Origin of the sequence: Bacteroides sp. NSJ-48 (assembly GCF_014287405.1) — a bacterium.
In the GTDB taxonomy this organism is placed as follows: Bacteria; Bacteroidota; Bacteroidia; order Bacteroidales; family Bacteroidaceae; genus Bacteroides; species Bacteroides stercoris.
In genome coordinates, this window is record NZ_JACOOD010000008.1 from 18,322 (window position 1) to 37,362 (window position 19,041).

Consider the following 19,041-nt stretch of genomic DNA (forward strand, 5'->3'; position numbering starts at 1 on the left):
AAACAATTTGTAATCCAAACATGGAATTTATCATTATTCTATTTCTACTTATCCTGAACGGCATCTTTGCCATGTACGAAATTGCATTAGTATCTTCAAGTAAAGCACGCTTAGAGACTCTTGTAAGCAAAGGAAACAAAAGTGCAAAAGGGGTTTTGAAACAACTGGAAGAGCCCGAAAAATTTCTATCTACCATTCAAATCGGCATTACGCTGATTGGTATCATATCAGGTGCATATGGCGGCGTAGCCATAGCCGATGATGTAACTCCGCTATTTGCCATGATTCCCGGCCTGGAATTGTATGCCAAAGACCTGGCAATGGTTACTACAGTAGCCGTTATCACCTATTTGTCGCTCATTATCGGAGAGCTGGTTCCAAAATCAATGGCACTGAACAATCCGGAACGCTATGCCACCCTGCTCAGTCCTTTTATGATTATCCTGACAAAAGTATCCTATCCGTTTGTCTGCCTCCTCAGTGCTTCAACCAAACTGACAAACAAGCTTATCGGCATGAAAGACGGGGAAGAACGGCAGATGACACAGGAAGAACTGAAAATGATTTTGCATCAAAGTTCCGAGCAGGGCGTTATCGACAAAGAAGAGACCGAAATGCTGCGTGATGTTTTCCGCTTCTCGGACAAACGTGCCAACGACCTGATGACGCACCGCCGCGATGTAATCGTGTTGCACCCCTCCGACACGCAAGAAGAAGTGCTTCGGATTATCCAGGAAGAGCACTTCAGCAAATATCTGTTGGTGGAAAACGGCAAGGACGAAATCATAGGTGTTGTTTCTGTAAAAGATATTATCCTGATGTTGGGTGGTGAGCAACCGTTCAATCTTCGCACAATTGCACGTCCGCCCTTGTTTATTCCCGAAAGTTTGTATGCCAAAAAGGTTTTAGAGCTATTTAAGAAGAACAAAAACAAGTTCGGAGTTGTTGTAGACGAGTATGGCAATACAGAAGGCATTATCACTCTGCATGATTTGACGGAAAGTATCTTCGGCGATATTCTGGAAGAGAACGAAACGGAAGAAGAGGAAATAGTGACCAGAGCCGACGGTTCCATGCTGGTAGAAGCTTCGATGAATATAGATGACTTTATGGAAGCAATGGGGATATTGAATTATGATGACCTGAAGGAAGAGGACTTTACCACTTTAAGCGGGCTCGCCATGTTCCTTATAGGACGCATCCCGAAAGCCGGTGACATTTTCAGCTACAGAAACCTGGAGTTTGAAATAATGGATATGGACCGCGGCAGAGTAGACAAACTGCTCGTTATTAAACGGAATGATGAAGAATAACGCCACCGGCGTCTCTTTATATTAATTTAAACCATTAAAGCAATGAAAAAAGTAATGATGATTGCAGCGATTGCCGCTGCATTGGTATCCTGCCAATCAAAAGGAAATCAAAACAACAACACCATGGACGAAGGCGTAATGACTGTTGCCGGCAACGATTCTTCCGCAGTAGCCGTTTACGAAGGCATACTTCCAGCTGCCGACGGTCCGGGTATCCAGTATGTGCTGAGTGTAGACAGTGTAGGCCCTAACGGTGAAAGCGGCTATACATTGGTCACAACTTATCTGGATGCGGAAGGACAGGGAAAAAACACATCCTTTACCTCCAAAGGGAAACGTCAGGTTATTCAGAAAGACGTTAACAATAATAAGAAAACCGCCTATAAGCTGACTCCCGACAACGGTGACTCTCCCGTGTACTTCGTGGTTGTAAACGATACTACATTAAGACTGGTAAACGATAGCCTGCAAGAAGCTGTAAGCGATTTGAATTATGATATCGTACAGGTAAAGTAAAACAGTTGCCACTGAATATAAAAAAGGAAGTTAACTTCATGCCAAGCATGACATTAACTTCCTTTCTTTATGATATAAACTTATTACGGTTATCTTCTTAACTCATTATATCAACCAAGCTAACAGAATATCCCGCAACTATATTCCGACTTATTTCTTCGGAGAAGAGTATCTTGCATTCAGACCGTCCAAAATTTCACGGGTAATGTTATAAATGCTGTCGGCATACAACAGATTGTCAAAACCGGTGTTGCTGATAATCATACTGTAACCCTTAGTCTTGTTATACTCCTTCAGGAAAGCATTGATAGAATCACGCAACTGCAAGCTGTTCTTTTCGTTCTCGCTCATCAGTTCAGCCTGCAACTTATTACCTAAGTTCTGCAAATCCTGTTCCAATTTGGCAATACGGTTATACTCCTGCTGGGCGCGTTCCTGCGTCAGATAAGCATTGTTCTGAACTTTTGTCTGGAATTCCTGTTTCTGACGGTCGAGGTCTTTGGCTTTCTGGTTCAAAGTCAAACGTACATTTTCGCTCTTCTTCACCATTGCCTCATTCAAATCGACACAGTAGTTATATTTTGCCAAAAGCGTATCTATTTCTACATAAGCAATTTTCATTCCGGACAGTCCGGCTGCCTGTGCTGATGCATTAGTCGTCTGATTATCCGCTTTACCGGCGCATTGAGAAAATAAAACGATTAGTGCAAGAGCTGCCAAACCGTTTACGAGGTAGTTTAATCTCTTCATAATTTGTAAAAATATTGTTTTTAGTTTATTTAGTTCATACTATCGTTTAAGGCTTTCTCCAGTTCATCGATAGAGAAGCGGCTTTTCTTCTGTGCTTCCCTGTCTTGCGACTGCACGCATCCGATTCCTCTATCACGCATCGCCTTATTACCGCTGACATGTCCGTTAGGAAACTTACCGCCTTTCACAAAAAAGACCTTCACGCCCAATAAAACAATGCAAATAGCAACTATTAACAAAGTTATCAATAATGTACCAAGCATTTCCATTAAATTTGTTGCACAAAACAGAATATCGTCCGATAAAAAGCATTTGGAATTTGTTTTTACTTTTATCAGCACTGTTTTGTGGGTGCAAATATAGGGCTTTGGTTGGACTAAGCACCCTTTTTTACTCTAAAAAAAGAGAAAGGGAAATAAAATAGCCAATTAATTTAACCATATTTAGCAATAAGAGGTTAATTTGTACAAGATAACAGAAGATCAGGATACGCTTCACTTGTATCCTGGCTGCTATAAACTATTAAGATATGGAAAAAAAAGATTTGAAACCGGCTGGCGTATTCCACTATTTCGAGGAAATCTGCCAGGTACCGCGCCCTTCCAAAAAGGAAGAAAAGATTATCGCTTTTCTAAAAGCATTCGGAGAAAAACATAAGTTGGAAACAAAGGTGGACGAAGCCGGAAACGTACTGATTAAAAAGCCTGCCACTCCGGGCATGGAAAACCGAAAGACCGTTGTGCTACAGTCGCATGTAGACATGGTATGCGAGAAGAATAATGATGTGAAGCATGACTTCCTCACCGACCCTATCGAGACCGAGATAGACGGGGAATGGCTGAAAGCCAAAGGTACGACGCTGGGGGCGGACAACGGTATCGGTGTAGCCACCGAACTTGCCATCCTTGCCGATGACAGTATCGAACACGGACCTGTCGAATGCCTGTTCACCGTAGACGAGGAAACCGGACTGACCGGTGCCTTTGCCTTACAAGAAGGTTTCATGAGCGGTGACATCCTGCTGAATCTCGATTCCGAAGATGAGGGAGAATTGTTCATCGGCTGTGCGGGCGGCATAGACTCCGTAGCCGAATTCACCTATAAAGAGGTGGATGTACCTGCCGGATATTTCTGCTGCAAGGTACAGGTAAAAGGACTTAAAGGCGGACATTCCGGCGGCGATATCCATTTAGGACTCGGTAATGCCAACAAATTATTGAACCGCTTCCTGAGTCAGACTTTCAAGAAGTACGATATGTATCTCTGCGAAATCGACGGCGGCAACCTGCGCAATGCCATTGCACGCGAAGCACATGCCGTTATAGCCATCCCCGAAGCCGACAAGCATGCGCTGCGTACCGACTTGAATGTATTCGCCGCCCAGGCAGAAGCCGAATATGCTGTAGCAGACCCCGATTTGCAGTTTACCCTCGAATCGGAAAATCCCCGTGCCAAAGCTATCGACAAAGACACTGCCAAACGTCTGTTACAGGCTCTTTACACAGCTCCACACGGAGTATATGCCATGAGCCAGGACATTCCGGGTCTTGTGGAAACCTCCACCAATCTGGCATCCGTAAAGATGAAACCCGGTAACATCATCCGTATCGAGACAAGCCAGCGCAGCTCTATCGAGTCTTCCAAACAAGACATTGCGACTATGGTACGTACCGTATTCGAAATGGCAGGAGCCAACGTATCTTTCGGCGACGGCTATCCGGGCTGGAAACCCAATCCGCACTCGGAAATCCTGGAAATTGCGGCGGAATCATATAAGCGTCTGTTTGGTGTGGATGCCAAAATAAAGGCTATCCATGCCGGACTGGAGTGCGGGTTATTCCTCGACAAATACCCCTCTTTGGATATGATTTCCTTCGGGCCTACCCTGCAGGGAGTACACTCTCCTGATGAACGGATGCTTATCCCCACTGTACAAAAGTTCTGGGATCACCTGCTTGATATATTGAAGCATATCCCTGCCAGGAATTGATGAGCTTACATAAATGGAGATATAAAGAAAGAATGCGGAGCAAAAGAGGACATGCTCCGCTTCTTTTTATCCCGCTATCCGCTCTGATGCTTCTTGCTTTCCTGACTTCCGCTCCACTCCACGGGCAAGAGAAGAAAGATACTCTTACCTTCCGCATCATGGGTTACAACGTAGAAAACCTGTTTGACTGCCGCCATGATACCCTGAAAAACGACCGTGAGTTTCTGCCCGATGCCGTCCGGCGCTGGAACTATACCAAATACAAAAAGAAACTGAATGCCATTGCACGTGTCATCATTGCCGCAGGCAAATGGACACCACCCGCACTGGTTGCCCTCTGTGAAGTGGAGAACGACAGTGTGCTACGCGACCTTACCCGCTACTCCGTCCTGCGTGAGGCCGGCTACCGCTATGTAATCACTCACTCTCCCGACGAACGGGGCATCAATGTGGCGCTGCTCTATCAAAGAGGCATCTTCAAATTACTTTCCAACCGAAGCTATCCGGTAATGAAACCTCGCAGAAACAGCCGCCCCACACGCGATATTCTCCACGTCAGCGGACAGCTTTTAAACTCCGACACTTTGGACGTATTTGTCGTGCATTTTCCGTCCCGGTCCGGCGGGGCAAAAGCGTCCGAACCGTACCGCCTGGCAGCGGCACAAAGATTGAAAGACACAACAGACAGCCTGCTCCGGATCCGCACCCGCCCTCAAATCATCATTATGGGAGATTTCAACGACTATCCTGACAACAAATCCATACAGAAGATACTGAAAGCCGGAATACCGCCCACAGAAACGGACTCTTTGGATTCCCGGACGCTTTACCATCTTTTAGCAAGAAAAGGCATTGACAACAAGCATTTCGGCAGCTACAAATATCAGGGGGAATGGGGACTGCTCGACCATATCATTCTTTCCGGCAACCTGCTGATGCCAGGTTCTCCCTTATACACCGCAGAGGAGAAAGCCGGTGTGTTCCGTGCTCCTTTCCTTCTGACCGAAGACCGGAAATACGGCGACGAACAACCCTTCCGCACCTACTACGGCATGAAATATCAAGGGGGATACAGTGACCACCTGCCCGTATGGGCAGAGTTCCGCCTACTGTATTAATCGGAATACTGGTAGAGCTTTAAATCGAACTTGCCGACTATTGCCAGCAAATGATCGAAAATATCGGACTGAATGCGCTCGTATTCTCTCCATACCTTATTACGGGAGAAGAAATAAACCTGTATGGGTACTCCGTAAGTGGTTGGTTCTTTCTGACTGATAATCAAATCCATATCCTGATTGACAACCGGAAGGCTGCGCAGATAGCGTTCAATATAAATACGGTAAAGCTGCGAGTTAGTGGGCACTTCCCCTTCCGCGGGCTGATAATCCGCCATCAGAGGTACATTCTTACGGATAGCATCCAAGTCTTCCGGCGTACAGAACTTCAGGGTAGTCATATCCAGATAGATATTTTTATTGACCCGGCGTCCGCCACTCTCCTGCATCCCCCGCCAGTTCTGGAAAGAGTTATTGACCAGCGTATAGGGCGGAACGGTAGATATCGTCTCATCCCAATTCCGGATCTTTACAGTATTCAACGTGATTTCCTCGACAGTACCGTTAGCTACTCCATTGGGCAACTGTATCCAGTCGCCGATACGCAGCATATCATTGGCAGAAAGCTGTACCCCCGCCACAAAACCCAGAATACTGTCTTTGAATACCAGCATCAGTACAGCCGCCGATGCACCCAAGCCTGCAAACAAAGTCATCGGGGACTTATTCACCAGCACCGCGATTATAACAATGCCGCCGATAAAGAACAGCAATACCTGAAGAACCTGCACAAACCCTTTCATCGGACGGTTCTTCTGCTTGTCCCTTGCATTATATACATCCAGCATCACCAGCAACAAGCCGTTGATAGTGAACAGTATGGCAGCAATGATATACACCGCACATATTTTCTGTGAGAAGTCCAGTATCTCTTTTCCCCGCACAAAGGCCAGGGGCAATAAGAAGTAAACCAATACACCGGGCAAGATATGAATAAGATGATGCACCACCCTGCGTTTCATTAGCAATGTATTCCACTGGTGGGGTGCACGCTTTGTATAATGTTTCATCCCCCCTACAAATATAGCCTGACACAGATAATCCAGCCCTATCGATACGCCTATCATCAATACGGCAATGATCGTCTCGTCAAACATGTTCGCAAGTTTCGGGTCTACTCCCCAATCGATGAGGATTTCGTTCATCCAGCTTCCTAAGCTCACCATAAGCATTCTGTTTTTATTAGTCTGTCGATAAGGATAACAAATCCAAAGGAAAGATGTTTATTCGCCTTTGCCTCAAAGAAGCGGACAAAGCAAGCCGCTACAACATCGCCCGTATCAGTGCATAAGCCAGAATGCCGGATATGGTAATTCCCCCTACCCAGATTGGAACATAGATATGCTCATAACTCTCTTTACGCCTATACTTACACAGCCGGCTGAAAAGCCAGTAACAGAGAGAAGCACCTACAAAGCCCACAAAAGCACCTACCAGCAAGTCGCCGGGATAATGTACTCCCAAGTAAGAACGGGAATAGCACGTTACCACCGCCCATAACATGATGAACCAGTTCAAGGCACGGTTACGAAACAGATAGAACAGGAAGAAAGCCAGGCCGAACGTATTGGCGGCATGGCAGGAGGGAAAACCGTACCGACCGCCCCTATAACCGTTTACTATCTGCACGAACTCCGAAACGGGATTCTCCAGATTCGCCGGACGAAGCCTGCACACTACCGGACGGATAACGGTTGCCCCCACCTGGTCGGCAAAAACAATGGTCAGCGCAATAGCCACGACACAGCCGATGGCAACTTTCCAATGCAGGTTGCGGACAATTACATAAAGGATGGCGGCATACAACGGCACCCAAATCCACTTCCCGCTAAAGGCATACATAAAATAATCCGCCCATTCGGCACGCCACCCGTTTATTGCGAGCAACAGGTCGGTGTCCGTTTCGACCAACCCCGACAAAACATCTGCTAATATCATTCTATCTTTTGGCTATATCGTCATACAACTTCTGCAGATAGGCCTGCCCCAAAGAGAGGTTTTGCCCTTTCTTCGGGCCTTCATCTACAACAATCGCATCCGCTTCATTATTAAATATCAATTGGTTGTCCGGCGTCAAAAAGCCGAAAGCGTCCGGCACGGTAAAGAAAGCAAAATGAGGAGAAGCCGGATTGAGCATATCTTTGCTGAACGTAAACTCACCGTGCGGTATCGACAACTGCGCCAATAACGTAGCGGCAATATCCTGTTGGGAACCGTAGACACCGATACGTTCCGGTCCGCGTACCGCCCCGCCCACTATCAGCAGAGGAATCCGGTATCTGCCCGTTTCAAGGTTTCCGATACGTTCGGGATAGGCTCCCAAGTGGTCGGGAACCAGTACCACTGCCGTATTCTTCCATTGCGGCAACCTGCGGAACAGTTTCACAAAATCACCGATGCAACTGTCCGTATACGCAAAAGCATTCAAACGTTCGTTCGCCAAACGGCTGTACGGAACTTCAAACGGCTCATGGCTGCTGGAAGTCTGCAACACACGGAAATGCGGCGTCTCCCTACCCGCCAGGGTACTGTCGGCAGCTTCCGCCTTCAGGTCGTCCAGCAAACGGCGGAATACAAGATGATCGTGCACGCCCCACTTGCTCAGACGCTCCGATACTGGAAAGTCCCGGTCGGCAACAATGTCCTCAAAACCGGACGACATCAGATAGGAACGCATATTGGTGAAGTCGGCATCACCGCCATAATAATATTTCGTCCTGTAACCGGCATTCTTCAAACTGCCTGCAATGGCAGGGATAGACTGCGTCTTACGGGGATACTTCATTATGCTGGTAGTGGGCTGTGCCGGATACCCGCTCAATATGGCAACCAACCCGCGGTCGGTGCGGAAACTGTTCGCATAGAAATTCGTGAAGAGAACGCCCTCTTGCGCCAGGCTGTCCAACTGCACGGCCACGCCGGGTTCTCCCCCAAGCGTTGTCATCAGCCACGAAGAGAAACTCTCCATGATGATAAAGAGCACATCGGGACGCTTTGTCGTAAACAACGAATGCAAAGAATCCGGAGCCTGCTGCAGGGAATCTGCCGAAATACCGTCCCGCATCGGAACGGCAGGGTCTGCCAAACCGGAAAAAATACGGTCGGCCGCATCCGCTTCCATGAAACGGTATTGACTGCCGAAGTCCTTCTGCTTAGAGAGAGACTCCATTAAGCTGAAAGCCGGATTAATGGCGGCATAGTTCAAGCGCTGGTCGGTACTGAAATACACCTTCCCGGTATTCATGGTGGAGACTGTAAATCCGCCGCGAATCGGGATAAACAATAATCCGGTCAGCAGCAACAGTACCCCCGATACCCTCAAACGCCGATAAGGTATCTTCATGCGTTCGAAAACCCGTTTCCGCAACAGCACGCCATGGAATATCCCGTATAATGCCGCCGCATAGGCAACCATTGCAATAATTCCCCCGATTACCACCCATATACTGACACTTGCCACCGCATCTTTGGGCGAAGAAAAGAAATAGAACAGAGGCGTAGCGTCCAACCGGAATCCCCAGTATTCGTATAATCCCAAATCGACGGTAAATATAACGGAGAGCAAAACCGAAATGAAAGCAAAATAACCGTACCATATACGGCGAAGAAGATTGGATACCGTCCAGGCAGAACAGATAAAGAGCAATCCAGGAACAGCAGTCAGATAGCCTGCAAGCGATAAGTCCAACGGAAGTCCATGCCACATCACACCCAACCACTCCGTCCACGAAACGCCCTCGTACAAGGAACGGTAGAAGAGCATAAAAAACGGTTTCTGTAATGCGAATATACAGATAAACAAGCAGTATGTCTTGAGAAATCCTATAAGCCTATCTTTCATCGGTGCTTTTTCTTAAACTGAATATATTCGGCAAAAATAAAGTTTTTTATTCTATTTCTCGCCAATATTGGTTAAGAAATGCGTGAAAGATAGGCTTATAAGAATTTAAGAGCTATCCGTTTACACGTTTATAGTCTTCCAGAAACTTCTTTAATCCGGCGTCCGTCAGCGGATGATTCAGCAGTCCTTTTATGGCGGAAAGCGGACATGTAGCTACATCCGCCCCTACCTCTATGCACTGGATGATATGCGCCGTATGGCGGATGGAAGCCGCAAGCACCTGGGTAGCGTAGCCATAATAACGGTATACGTCCACAATCTTACCCACCAAAGCGATACCGTCTTCACTGATGTCGTCAAGACGGCCTACAAAAGGCGAAACGTAAGTTGCTCCGGCTTTTGCCGCCAGCAGCGCCTGCCCTATGGAAAATACCAGTGTACAGTTGGTGCGGATACCTTTTCCCGAAAAGTATTTAATGGCTTTTATGCCGTCTGCGATGCAGGGTACTTTCACCACGATATGCGGATTGAGCGCGGCGAGTTCTTCACCTTCCTTAATCATGCCCTCGTAATCGGTGGCAATAACCTCTGCACTGACATCTCCCTGCACGATGTTGCAGATGTCTACATAATGCTTGCGCTGGTTTTCCACGCCTTTGATACCTTCTTTCGCCATGAGCGAGGGATTGGTAGTCACTCCGTCGAGTACGCCCATATCATAGGCTTCCCGAATCTGGTCTAAATTTGCAGTGTCGATAAAGAACTTCATAATATAATTTGTTTAAGGATTTATTTTACAAATATAGCGATTTACGCCATAGTCTGTTCTTTATCAGCAGGATATTTTAACGGTTACGCGTCAGGCACAAACGGTGGGTTATCGTTTCCGGCAACTCGTTCTCGTAATGGGTCACCATAATCATGGTCTTGTCCCTACGACGGCAGAAGGCTTCTATGATTTTCCTGACGCGACGGCGGTTGTACGTATCCAGCCCGTGCAGCGGTTCGTCAAGAATCAGCAGTTCGGGATCTTTCACAAAGGCACGCGCCAGCAAGGCAAGGCGCTGCTCGCCGCTGGACAGTTGCAGGAAAGGCTTGTCCTTCAAATGCGCCACACCGAAAATATCCATCCACCACTCGCACACAGCCATCTGGCCGGCATGCGGACGTTTGTACAAACCGATGCTGTCGTGCAGTCCGGAAGCTACGATTTCGATGGCAGGCAGGTTTTTCAGATAGGCACGGTGCATCTCCGGACTGACGTAACCTATATGCTTCTTGATTTCCCAAATGCTCTCTCCCGTACCTCGCTTACGGCCGAACAGACGGATGTCGCAGGCATAAGACTGAGGATTGTCCGCACATACCAGACTGAGTAAAGTGGACTTGCCCGCACCGTTCTCACCGCTCAATGCCCACTTCTGCCCACGCATCACCGTCCAGTCCAGTTCTTTCAGAATCGTACGGTCACCGTAGCGGATACTGACTTTGTTCAGCCGGACCACTTCGTCCGAAGTAAAGTTCATGTTTTCGTAAGGAAGACCGGCAATGCGCTGCTGCAATTCGCCCAAAGAAGCGACATCCGCCTCAGCACGGAGGGCATCTTGTTCACGGAAAGCCTGCAGGTAGGCTGCACGCGGCATTTTCTCTCCCACTGTTTTATTGTCAACAGGAACTACGTGGGTAATAAAAGACGGTATATCATCCAGCATGGAAAGTACCAGTACGATTTGCAGGGAAGCAAGTTGCGCCAGCTTCTCCAAGACAGTGTACAACAGCTCGCGCGTAGCAGCATCCAGTCCGATGAAAGGGTTATCCATGATAAGGACACGCGGAGCCGTAAGCAGCGTCTTGGTCAACTGGAACTTACGGAGTTCTCCGCTGGAAAGGAGAATAACCTTCTTGCCCAGCATCGGTTCGATACGGAAAAGCTCAAACAGTTGCTGTCTGAGAGACTCGTCCTTTACCTCGCCCAGCAGGTCGCACACCAGCGGAGCATCTTCCTGGTCGTGAGCATTCCAACGCTGCTGGTAGTAATAATTGGCATCGGCGGAACCGTAGGTGTCACGAAAAGCGATGTACCTGATGTTGTCGTAAGCGGTTTGTGTGGCGGAAGGACGGAAATCGTATGTCAGCGTACCGTCGCGCAAGGGATATTTGCCCGTAAGCAAATCGACCAACAGACTCTTTCCTGCCCCGTTAGGGCCTGCGATAGCGATATGTTCACCGTCGAGAAAATCAAGGGTTATGGGGTTCGATAAACGGACAAGCGGGTTGCGTGCCACGCCCCCCGCTATATGTATGGTATGTTGTTGCATCCTGTCAATGGTTTGTGGTTTGAACGGAGCAAAGATAAGAGAAAAAAATCTTTTTCCGACATCGCCACTCCTGTTGTTGTCACTTCCCGATTCCGTTTTCACATTTTTCAAACTTTCACCAATTTTGCGGATATGAGAACCGTATAACCACAAAGTAAGGAAAATAGAAATTCAAAATCTGTTAGCCGATGTTGAAAAACAGAAAACGGCTTAAAAAGCCAAAACAGCCCGTACCCGGTCAAGCATATTGCCTTTAACTCCATTCGACACGTAGCCAAGGTACATATTTACAAAAAATGCATTGTCGCCATTATCCGGAACTTCTGAAGAAGACCAATAAAGAGCTTCACCAACTTTTTGAGCTTCGAAGTCAGACAAAGCCTCTAACTTCTCATTGACAACGTTGACATTACTTCCGGAAACATTTATACCGCCATAGTTTCCATTTTCCGACCAGCCACTTTCTACCCAGCCCGAACAGAGTGTGGAGAGTTCACGTACAGAAGGAAAATACCAACCGCTACTGCTCTGTGGAGTCGGATTGTCAGAAGTGTATGCAGCAATTTCCATATAAGCTTTTAATAAACTGCCACTATTACTCGCATCATCATTCCATGCCTTCATTGCCTGTGTATTGCTATAACCACATATATGGCTTGTTTCGGAGACACCTATACCGGTTTGCCGATAAACGGATTGCCAACTGATGCCAGCGCTTGCATCCTTCAAGGCAACTACCAAACCATGTGCAGACTTTTTAATACTATTTACTTCATCCCCCATTATAATGGTTTTGGAAGTATCGCTTATTTTCCCTTTCAATTTACTATCATTCTCCGCTACATTACCTGTATGGAAAATGACACCTATCGGAGTTTTCGTATTGTCAAGAGTTGTGGAAAAAGTGCCGTCACTGTAATAATAATCGCCCACAGTCGCTGTGATATTGGAAATCAGTGCACGAGCAACACATGTTATTCTTCCGTCTGTCCCCACTATGGTTACCTCAAGCATGGCTTTGTCGCCAATATCAATGCCCGCAGGAGCATGAACGGTAATAACAGATGTATAAACTCCCTGTGAAGCAACAGGTTTCGTTATTGTTGCACTCCAAGGCGTTGCAACGGCTCGTGTCCGGATATCGGTGCCGACACCCTTGTCACTGACGACTTGAACCATGATAGCAGTACAGTCGCTTTCCCTGAAACCTGCTGGAAACGTGAAAGGAATTTCGGTAGTAAAGGCAGTTATGATTAAGGCGGAATTAGCCTGCCCTGCCTGGTCGTCACCAATGTAAAAAGCCCTATAAAGGGGAAGTTCTATCAGTTCAGTGCAAGTTACCATTCCTGCTGCATCCGTATTGGTTATAGTAATAATAACAGAATTGCCGCTATCGTCTACTGTAATAGAGCTGGAAGCCCCATTTATCCCGTCTGTGCCGTCAACGCCGTCTTTACCTATAGCTTTTACCCCTGTAGATGTCCAAGAAGCACCTTTGTCGATAGAGATTTCCCATTCTTTGCTAACTGCATTGATGCGGACTTTCGGAGCAACAGCATCGTCACCTTTCATACCGGTCTCGCCCCGTTCGCCTGTAACACGCAGAGGGCTACCATCGTTGTCCAATATATAGGAACCGTCCAAAGTCCAGTAATAAACGCCGCCGTTCTCTTTCACGCCTATATTGGGAACAATACCTGGAGCGCCGTCATTACCTTTTTCGCCTTGCCTTCCGTTCTTTATTATTACAGTTTCATTTTTCAGAAAAGCAATCATATAACCTGAACCATCTGGTAATTCACTTACACCTGTAACGTAATCGTTATCAGCAAGAGCAGCAATAAGACTTTGCATACTCTCGATTTGCACGTTAGCTGTCTTCTGCCACTCCTCAAGGGCAGAAAGTCGGGCATTGAGGGCAGTCTGTTCTGCACGTATTTCATCAAGGCTCTGATGAGCACAACTGCACAGTATAAATGTGGCAGCAAACAATAAAAATAAACTCTTTTTCATGAGAAGAAATTTTAATTGATTAACGGATTAGAAAGTAAAATACAGCCGGCAAATGCAAGAATGCTTCCTGCAAGAATATCTTTCCGATACAATTGCATCGGAAGCAGCACTTTTCGTTCCGTACAATTTTCCTTATAGAACATTTCCCGGTTGGAAGCATACAAGGAGTCTTGAGCTGCTGCCTGTAACTGCATAAAGGATGAGAGATGTGTTTTTTTCGTCATGTGGCATAGTATTAAGTTAAACATACAAAAAACGTGAGTCGCTGTATTTGTTTATCTTATCTATCAGGCCTTCGCATTGCCTTGCACTTAGATAAACAACAGCCACTCACGTCGTTTTGTATATAGATACTTTTCTTCCCGGTATACCTGGGAAAAAAGTAGGTATATAACACAGACGTGAGCGTTGTTGTTATCACCTTCAAGTGCATTTCAAAGTTGCGAAGTTTGATAGACGAAGATAATTTCAATAACGCTTCTTACAAAAATATAGCTCCATTGCACCCAACGGACTGTTACAAAGATAAACAGTTTTTCCCAACCAAAGCGGGATTGTTCTGTTTTTATTTCACTTTTTTCAGGAATACCTGAAACTGCCACCACTTATTACGCTAGCTTGCCAACGGATATGCTCATTATCTCTTCTCATTTCTCGCGGATGCATCACCAGTTTATCCCCATTAAACTTCAGGTTCATTAGGAATAAACTTCAGGTTTATTCCTAATAAACTATCAGTTTAACCTAAGTAATCAGGAATAAACTCCAGCATTCTTGTACCCAAAGCCCTCTTATTTATAGAAAATAAGCGCAGACTGTGCCGGAACAGAAATCTCCGGTCCGTACATCGTTCCCAATCCCTTCTCACTGATAAATCCGTCCTTACAAACAACCGTATATTTGCCTTCGGGTACTGATACCTTAGCCGTTTCCTTACGCGCATTCAACACCACATAGATATCTCCCCACGCATCACCACCGGCATGCTCTTTCAACCGATAAGCCACTACGTTGCCGCCCTCAGCCGGCAGGAACTCCAGGTGTTTGCGAACCAGTCCGGCATCTCCCAGGCGGAAAGCCGGATGATGCTTACGCAATTGAATCAATCCTTTATAATAAGCAAACACATCGGCATGCTCCGTCTTGCGTTTCCAGTCGATGGCATTGACGGAGTCCGGACTTTGATAGCTGTTGTGTACGCCCTTCTTATCGCGCATCACTTCCTCGCCTGCATAGATGAAAGGCACGCCCTGCGAAGTGAACACCGCCGTTTGCGCCAGCTTATCCAACCGGGCAAGCTCTTCGGGAGTGATACCGGGGATGCTGGACTTCAGTCTGTCCACCAGGCACATATCATCGTGGCAAGATACATAGCTAATCATCTGCGTGGGTTGTTCCGCCCAGGGAGCCTTACTGTAATTCACTTTTCCATTATCGACCTGCGGATGCCTTACAGCACCGACAATACCGAATTTGATACTCTCCTCTCCCCCCGGCAGTCCGGCAAGGAAAGCGCCCTGACGGTTATCGTTGAACGGACCGCGCAACGCATCACGCATTTCGTCGGAGAAAGCTGCGATGCCCGGCATCTTATAGGTATTGGCTTTCATCGCCAAAGAGTCCTGCGCCAATTGGGGAGCCGATGCGGCCCATCCCTCTCCATAAATAAAGATGGTAGGGTCTACCGCTGTTGCCGCCTTGCGTATTTCGTTCATGGTTTCGATGTCGTGAATGCCCATTAAGTCGAAACGGAAACCGTCGATATGGTATTCGTTTATCCAGTGTAATACGGATTCTACCATATATTTGCGCATCATAGGTCGGTCGCTCGCCGTTTCGTTGCCGCATGCAGAGGCATCTGCGAAACCGCCGTCTGGAGCCTGACGATAGAAATATCCGGGAACGGTACGCTCGAAATTGCTCTCGGCCGTATTGAAAGTGTGATTGTACACCACGTCCAACACTACGCGGATGCCTGCCTTATGCAAGGCTTGCACCATTTGTTTGAACTCACGGATACGCACATCCGGTTTATAAGGGTCGGTAGCGTACGAGCCGTCGGGCACATTGTAATTCTGCGGGTCATACCCCCAGTTGTATTTGTTCTCGTCCAGTCTGGATTCATCTACAGAGGCATAATCATAGGAAGGAAGGATGTGCACATGCGTCACCCCCAGTTCTTTCAGGTGGTCGATACCGGTTGCCAGCTTGTCCGGATTTACCGTACCCGTTTCCGTCATTGCAAGGAACTTGCCTTTATTCCGAATGCCCGAAGAGGGGTCTATGGAGAAGTCACGGTGGTGTACCTCGTAGATTATCACATCGGCAGGCGATGCCAGCGGCGGACGTTTATCTTCCGCCCAGCCTTCCGGGTCGGTTTCCCGCATATCGATAACAGCCGCACGCTTACCGTTTACACCTACAGCCTGCGCATTGATACCCGGCGTATCGCCCAGCCATTTTCCGTTGATTTTTACATTGAAAGTATAGAACTTGCCTTTCAAATCCTGCTCCACCTTAGCCGTCCACGTACCGTCTTCGGCGGGCGACATGGCAACCGTTTCGTAAGCATGTCCGCCCTCTCCCGCATCATACAGCATCAGACGCACTTCATCCGCAGTAGGCGACCAAAGCGTAAATTGCGTAGCAGCCGGAGCATATTCCATTTCTGCCAGACTGCCCGTACGGACCGGATAGAGTTCGTACGACGCGTATTCTTTCTTTGAGGGGGCGCAACTGGCAACTGTTGTAGCCGCAACTCCGATAATGACAAGATTGTTCAATTTCATGGTAGTATTTTTAAGTATAAAATATTAAGTATAATATATAAGGTATAGGTCAGCGTTTTACTTTGTCGGGATTCTTGGCTATGAAGTCTTTCCAGCCGTGATATCCTTTCTCTGCAACAGGACGCCCCATTTGCAGAAAATGGCAGTAGGCAGCGGCAAGCCCGTCGGTGGCATCCATGAATACGGGCATTTCCTCCTTCGGAAAATGAAGCATGCGCTGCAGCATATCCGCCACCTGCTCTTTAGATGCCTGTCCGTTTCCCGTTATCGCCATTTTTATCTTCAGAGGAGCATACTCGGTAATGGGAATATCACGGCTCAGAGCAGCAGCCATAGCCACCCCCTGCGCACGTCCCAGTTTCAGCATGGACTGCACGTTCTTTCCGAAGAAAGGCGCTTCAATGGCAAGTTCGTCCGGCAGATAACTCTCGATAATACCCAGTACCCGTTCGTGGATGTGGCGAAGTTTCAGATAGTGGTCGCCAAATTTGCGAAGGTCTATGATACCCATAGCAATCATTTCGGGCTTGGTTCCCGCCACACGCAGCACCCCGTACCCCATAATGGTAGTACCGGGGTCGATACCCAAAATAATTTTTTCCTTTACCGGCTGTATCACACTATCACCTCCATTAATGTCGGGAAACCGATTACTTTGTCCTTGAATATTTTCAGTAATTCCTCGTTCAGCTTCACTCCCTGTTCCTGATGCCAACGATGAAGTATGGCTGAATTTTCCACCTCAAACTGTACAGAGTAACAGACACTTCCCTCCTCAATATGGCTTAGTATGCGTGCAATGCGCGGAGCATACAGCGCACCGTGCTTCTCTACTTCGGGAAGATAAAATTCCTGCATCCAGGTGAGGAAGTATTTCTCCTGTCCTTCCTCTACATGATAGGTCGTATTATAGATCAACATAATTTCTTTTTGCATTTTATTGCGCAAACATAGCAATTATTTCAGAATAATGCATTATATTTGCGCCATCAAATAAAGCAGGTAGTTCTGCAAACGTTAGCAACGGGGCGTTAGCTCATCTGGCTAGAGCGCGACACTGGCAGTGTCGAGGTGATGAGTTCGAGTCTCATACGCTCCACAAAGGTTGACTTCATGGTCAGCCTTTTTATGCATTTAAGGAACAAATAACAACAATATGATAGCCAGAATCAACGAGCTTCTGCAAGAAGTAGAAGCACTGAAAGCCGCTAATGCCGAGGAATTGGAAGCACTGCGAATCAAGTACCTCAGCAAGAAAGGAGCCGTTAACGAACTGATGGCAGACTTCCGCAACGTGCCTGCCGACCAGAAGAAAGAAGTAGGCATGCGCCTGAATGAACTCAAGAACAAGGCACAGGAAAAGATTGCCGCTCTGAAAGAACAATTCGAGAGCCGGGACAACGGTTGCGAAGACCTTGACCTTACCCGTTCGGCCTATCCCGTGAAATTAGGGACACGCCATCCGCTCAGCATCGTAAAGAACGAAATCATCGATATATTTGCCCGTATGGGATTCAACATCGCCGACGGTCCTGAAGTGGAAGACGACTGGCATGTATTTTCCGCCATGAACTTTGCCGAAGACCATCCGGCACGCGACATGCAGGATACTTTCTTCATCGAAAACAATGCCGAGAATGTATCGCACAATATCATACTGCGCACACATACATCCAGCGTGCAAAGCCGTGTCATGGAGAATACACAACCGCCCATCCGCATTATCTGTCCGGGACGCGTATACCGTAACGAGGCTATCAGCTATCGTGCACATGCTTTCTTCCACCAGGTAGAAGCGTTGTTTATAGACCGTAATGTATCGTTCACCGACTTGAAACAAGCTCTGTTGCTCTTTGCACAGGAAATGTTCGGCAAGGATACCAAGATACGCCTTCGTCCTTCCTACTTCCCGTTTACGGAACCAAGCGCCGAAATGGACATCAGCTGTAATATCTGTGGCGGCAAAGGCTGTCCTTTCTGTAAAGGAACCGGTTGGGTCGAAATCTTAGGTTGCGGTATGGTAGACCCCAATGTACTGGAACTGAACGGTATTGACAGCAAGATATACAGCGGCTACGCTTTAGGTATGGGTATAGAACGTATTGCCAATCTGAAATATCGCGTAAACGACCTGCGCCTGTTCTCGGAAAACGATACGCGCTTCCTGAAAGAATTTGAAGCAGCTTATTAATATAGAAATCCTGATATTTCTATATTGGGCATAAAATTGGGATGTGCCAGAACCCAAAAAGGCACTCACCATTTATTTTTAGGCACGGATTGCACGGAGAAACACGGATTAAATCAAAAAAAGGACCGTGAAGTCCGTATAATCCGTGCCTAAAAGAAATTATCAGGCGTATTTTTACTCTCGATTATTTGCAACTAACGGT

Annotated in this window: 17 protein-coding genes and 1 tRNA gene; 6 read left to right on the plus strand and 12 right to left on the minus strand. The window is 47.1% G+C overall.

Annotated elements, in window-relative coordinates:
* The first annotated feature begins 20 nt into the window (after positions 1-20).
* Together H8S52_RS05585 and H8S52_RS05590 are read left to right on the plus strand one after the other, a co-directional pair.
* A complete protein-coding gene (locus tag H8S52_RS05585) occupies positions 21-1,313 on the plus strand; it encodes a hemolysin family protein (RefSeq protein WP_022103755.1) in 1,293 nt (430 codons plus the stop codon).
* Between the two features lie 42 nt (positions 1,314-1,355).
* A complete protein-coding gene (locus H8S52_RS05590) occupies positions 1,356-1,829 on the plus strand; it encodes a copper resistance protein NlpE N-terminal domain-containing protein (RefSeq protein WP_005654717.1) in 474 nt (157 codons plus the stop codon).
* A 150-nt stretch (positions 1,830-1,979) separates the two neighbouring features.
* Here the strand turns inward: H8S52_RS05590 and H8S52_RS05595 are convergent, their stop codons facing one another.
* The gene (locus H8S52_RS05595) at positions 1,980-2,579 is read right to left on the minus strand and encodes an OmpH family outer membrane protein (protein ID WP_005654715.1); all 600 of its coding nucleotides are present in this window, start codon (positions 2,577-2,579) and stop codon (positions 1,980-1,982) included.
* 29 nt (positions 2,580-2,608) lie between these two features.
* Positions 2,609-2,842 carry a hypothetical protein gene (locus H8S52_RS05600; RefSeq protein WP_016661408.1) on the minus strand — a complete coding sequence of 78 codons (234 nt, stop codon included), beginning with the start codon at positions 2,840-2,842 and terminating at the stop codon, positions 2,609-2,611.
* Between the two features lie 266 nt (positions 2,843-3,108).
* On the opposite strand from H8S52_RS05600, the gene H8S52_RS05605 reads away from it, so the two are divergent.
* Together H8S52_RS05605 and H8S52_RS05610 are read left to right on the plus strand one after the other, a co-directional pair.
* A complete protein-coding gene (locus H8S52_RS05605; protein WP_186909437.1) occupies positions 3,109-4,569 on the plus strand; it encodes an aminoacyl-histidine dipeptidase in 1,461 nt (486 codons plus the stop codon).
* Positions 4,570-4,601: 32 nt separating this feature from the next.
* Positions 4,602-5,687, plus strand: coding sequence for an endonuclease/exonuclease/phosphatase family protein (locus tag H8S52_RS05610; RefSeq protein WP_370527558.1), 1,086 nt, complete (start codon positions 4,602-4,604; stop codon positions 5,685-5,687).
* On the opposite strand, the gene H8S52_RS05615 is transcribed toward H8S52_RS05610, so the two are convergent.
* The 10 genes from H8S52_RS05615 to H8S52_RS05660 all read right to left on the minus strand — a co-directional run bounded on the left by H8S52_RS05615 (position 5,684) and on the right by H8S52_RS05660 (position 17,569).
* The gene (locus tag H8S52_RS05615; RefSeq protein ID WP_016661411.1) at positions 5,684-6,853 is read right to left on the minus strand and encodes a mechanosensitive ion channel family protein; all 1,170 of its coding nucleotides are present in this window, start codon (positions 6,851-6,853) and stop codon (positions 5,684-5,686) included. The genes H8S52_RS05610 and H8S52_RS05615 overlap by 4 nt on opposite strands.
* 97 nt (positions 6,854-6,950) lie before the next feature.
* A complete protein-coding gene (locus H8S52_RS05620) occupies positions 6,951-7,625 on the minus strand; it encodes a phosphatase PAP2 family protein (protein WP_005654705.1) in 675 nt (224 codons plus the stop codon).
* A gap of 1 nt (position 7,626) precedes the next feature.
* Positions 7,627-9,528: an LTA synthase family protein gene (locus H8S52_RS05625; RefSeq protein WP_186909438.1), complete on the minus strand. Its 1,902-nt coding sequence runs from the start codon at positions 9,526-9,528 to the stop codon at positions 7,627-7,629.
* 112 nt (positions 9,529-9,640) lie between these two features.
* Positions 9,641-10,297 (minus strand): fructose-6-phosphate aldolase, encoded by a 657-nt coding sequence (gene fsa, locus H8S52_RS05630; RefSeq protein ID WP_005654702.1) that lies wholly within the window; start codon positions 10,295-10,297, stop codon positions 9,641-9,643.
* A gap of 76 nt (positions 10,298-10,373) precedes the next feature.
* Positions 10,374-11,846, minus strand: a complete 1,473-nt coding sequence (locus tag H8S52_RS05635) for an ATP-binding cassette domain-containing protein (protein ID WP_040315791.1) — start codon at positions 11,844-11,846, stop codon at positions 10,374-10,376.
* 210 nt (positions 11,847-12,056) lie between these two features.
* Positions 12,057-13,859 carry a PL29 family lyase N-terminal domain-containing protein gene (locus tag H8S52_RS05640; protein WP_005654698.1) on the minus strand — a complete coding sequence of 601 codons (1,803 nt, stop codon included), beginning with the start codon at positions 13,857-13,859 and terminating at the stop codon, positions 12,057-12,059.
* Positions 13,860-13,870: 11 nt separating this feature from the next.
* Complete coding sequence (locus tag H8S52_RS05645; RefSeq protein WP_005654697.1) at positions 13,871-14,083, minus strand: hypothetical protein; 213 nt, start codon at positions 14,081-14,083, stop codon at positions 13,871-13,873.
* Positions 14,084-14,650: 567 nt separating this feature from the next.
* Positions 14,651-16,648: a type I pullulanase gene (gene pulA / locus H8S52_RS05650; protein WP_117667760.1), complete on the minus strand. Its 1,998-nt coding sequence runs from the start codon at positions 16,646-16,648 to the stop codon at positions 14,651-14,653.
* A 49-nt stretch (positions 16,649-16,697) separates the two neighbouring features.
* Entirely contained in the window at positions 16,698-17,267 is a 570-nt protein-coding gene (gene ruvC, locus H8S52_RS05655) for a crossover junction endodeoxyribonuclease RuvC (RefSeq protein WP_016661416.1), read from the minus strand.
* Positions 17,264-17,569, minus strand: coding sequence for a DUF4286 family protein (locus tag H8S52_RS05660; protein ID WP_022103763.1), 306 nt, complete (start codon positions 17,567-17,569; stop codon positions 17,264-17,266). Before H8S52_RS05660 ends, ruvC begins: the two co-directional genes overlap by 4 nt.
* 104 nt (positions 17,570-17,673) lie before the next feature.
* On the opposite strand from H8S52_RS05660, the gene H8S52_RS05665 reads away from it, so the two are divergent.
* Positions 17,674-17,747: transfer RNA gene (locus tag H8S52_RS05665), tRNA-Ala, on the plus strand.
* A gap of 57 nt (positions 17,748-17,804) precedes the next feature.
* Positions 17,805-18,839, plus strand: coding sequence for a phenylalanine--tRNA ligase subunit alpha (gene pheS, locus H8S52_RS05670; RefSeq protein ID WP_117984373.1), 1,035 nt, complete (start codon positions 17,805-17,807; stop codon positions 18,837-18,839).
* The last annotated feature ends 202 nt before the right edge of the window (positions 18,840-19,041 follow it).

What these genes read in the sequence shown, in the direction of transcription:
- fsa (WP_005654702.1), bottom strand. Translation starts at nt 10,297, where the DNA reads ATGAAGTTCTTTATCGACACTGCAAATTTAGACCAGATTCGGGAAGCC.
- pulA (WP_117667760.1), bottom strand. Translation starts at nt 16,648, where the DNA reads ATGAAATTGAACAATCTTGTCATTATCGGAGTTGCGGCTACAACAGTT.
- H8S52_RS05585 (WP_022103755.1), top strand. Translation starts at nt 21, where the DNA reads ATGGAATTTATCATTATTCTATTTCTACTTATCCTGAACGGCATCTTT.
- H8S52_RS05610 (WP_370527558.1), top strand. Translation starts at nt 4,602, where the DNA reads ATGCGGAGCAAAAGAGGACATGCTCCGCTTCTTTTTATCCCGCTATCC.
- H8S52_RS05635 (WP_040315791.1), bottom strand. Translation starts at nt 11,846, where the DNA reads ATGCAACAACATACCATACATATAGCGGGGGGCGTGGCACGCAACCCG.
- H8S52_RS05640 (WP_005654698.1), bottom strand. Translation starts at nt 13,859, where the DNA reads ATGAAAAAGAGTTTATTTTTATTGTTTGCTGCCACATTTATACTGTGC.
- H8S52_RS05600 (WP_016661408.1), bottom strand. Translation starts at nt 2,842, where the DNA reads ATGCTTGGTACATTATTGATAACTTTGTTAATAGTTGCTATTTGCATT.
- H8S52_RS05660 (WP_022103763.1), bottom strand. Translation starts at nt 17,569, where the DNA reads ATGTTGATCTATAATACGACCTATCATGTAGAGGAAGGACAGGAGAAA.
- pheS (WP_117984373.1), top strand. Translation starts at nt 17,805, where the DNA reads ATGATAGCCAGAATCAACGAGCTTCTGCAAGAAGTAGAAGCACTGAAA.
- H8S52_RS05615 (WP_016661411.1), bottom strand. Translation starts at nt 6,853, where the DNA reads ATGGTGAGCTTAGGAAGCTGGATGAACGAAATCCTCATCGATTGGGGA.
- H8S52_RS05625 (WP_186909438.1), bottom strand. Translation starts at nt 9,528, where the DNA reads ATGAAAGATAGGCTTATAGGATTTCTCAAGACATACTGCTTGTTTATC.
- H8S52_RS05595 (WP_005654715.1), bottom strand. Translation starts at nt 2,579, where the DNA reads ATGAAGAGATTAAACTACCTCGTAAACGGTTTGGCAGCTCTTGCACTA.
- H8S52_RS05620 (WP_005654705.1), bottom strand. Translation starts at nt 7,625, where the DNA reads ATGATATTAGCAGATGTTTTGTCGGGGTTGGTCGAAACGGACACCGAC.
- H8S52_RS05645 (WP_005654697.1), bottom strand. Translation starts at nt 14,083, where the DNA reads ATGACGAAAAAAACACATCTCTCATCCTTTATGCAGTTACAGGCAGCA.
- H8S52_RS05605 (WP_186909437.1), top strand. Translation starts at nt 3,109, where the DNA reads ATGGAAAAAAAAGATTTGAAACCGGCTGGCGTATTCCACTATTTCGAG.
- H8S52_RS05590 (WP_005654717.1), top strand. Translation starts at nt 1,356, where the DNA reads ATGAAAAAAGTAATGATGATTGCAGCGATTGCCGCTGCATTGGTATCC.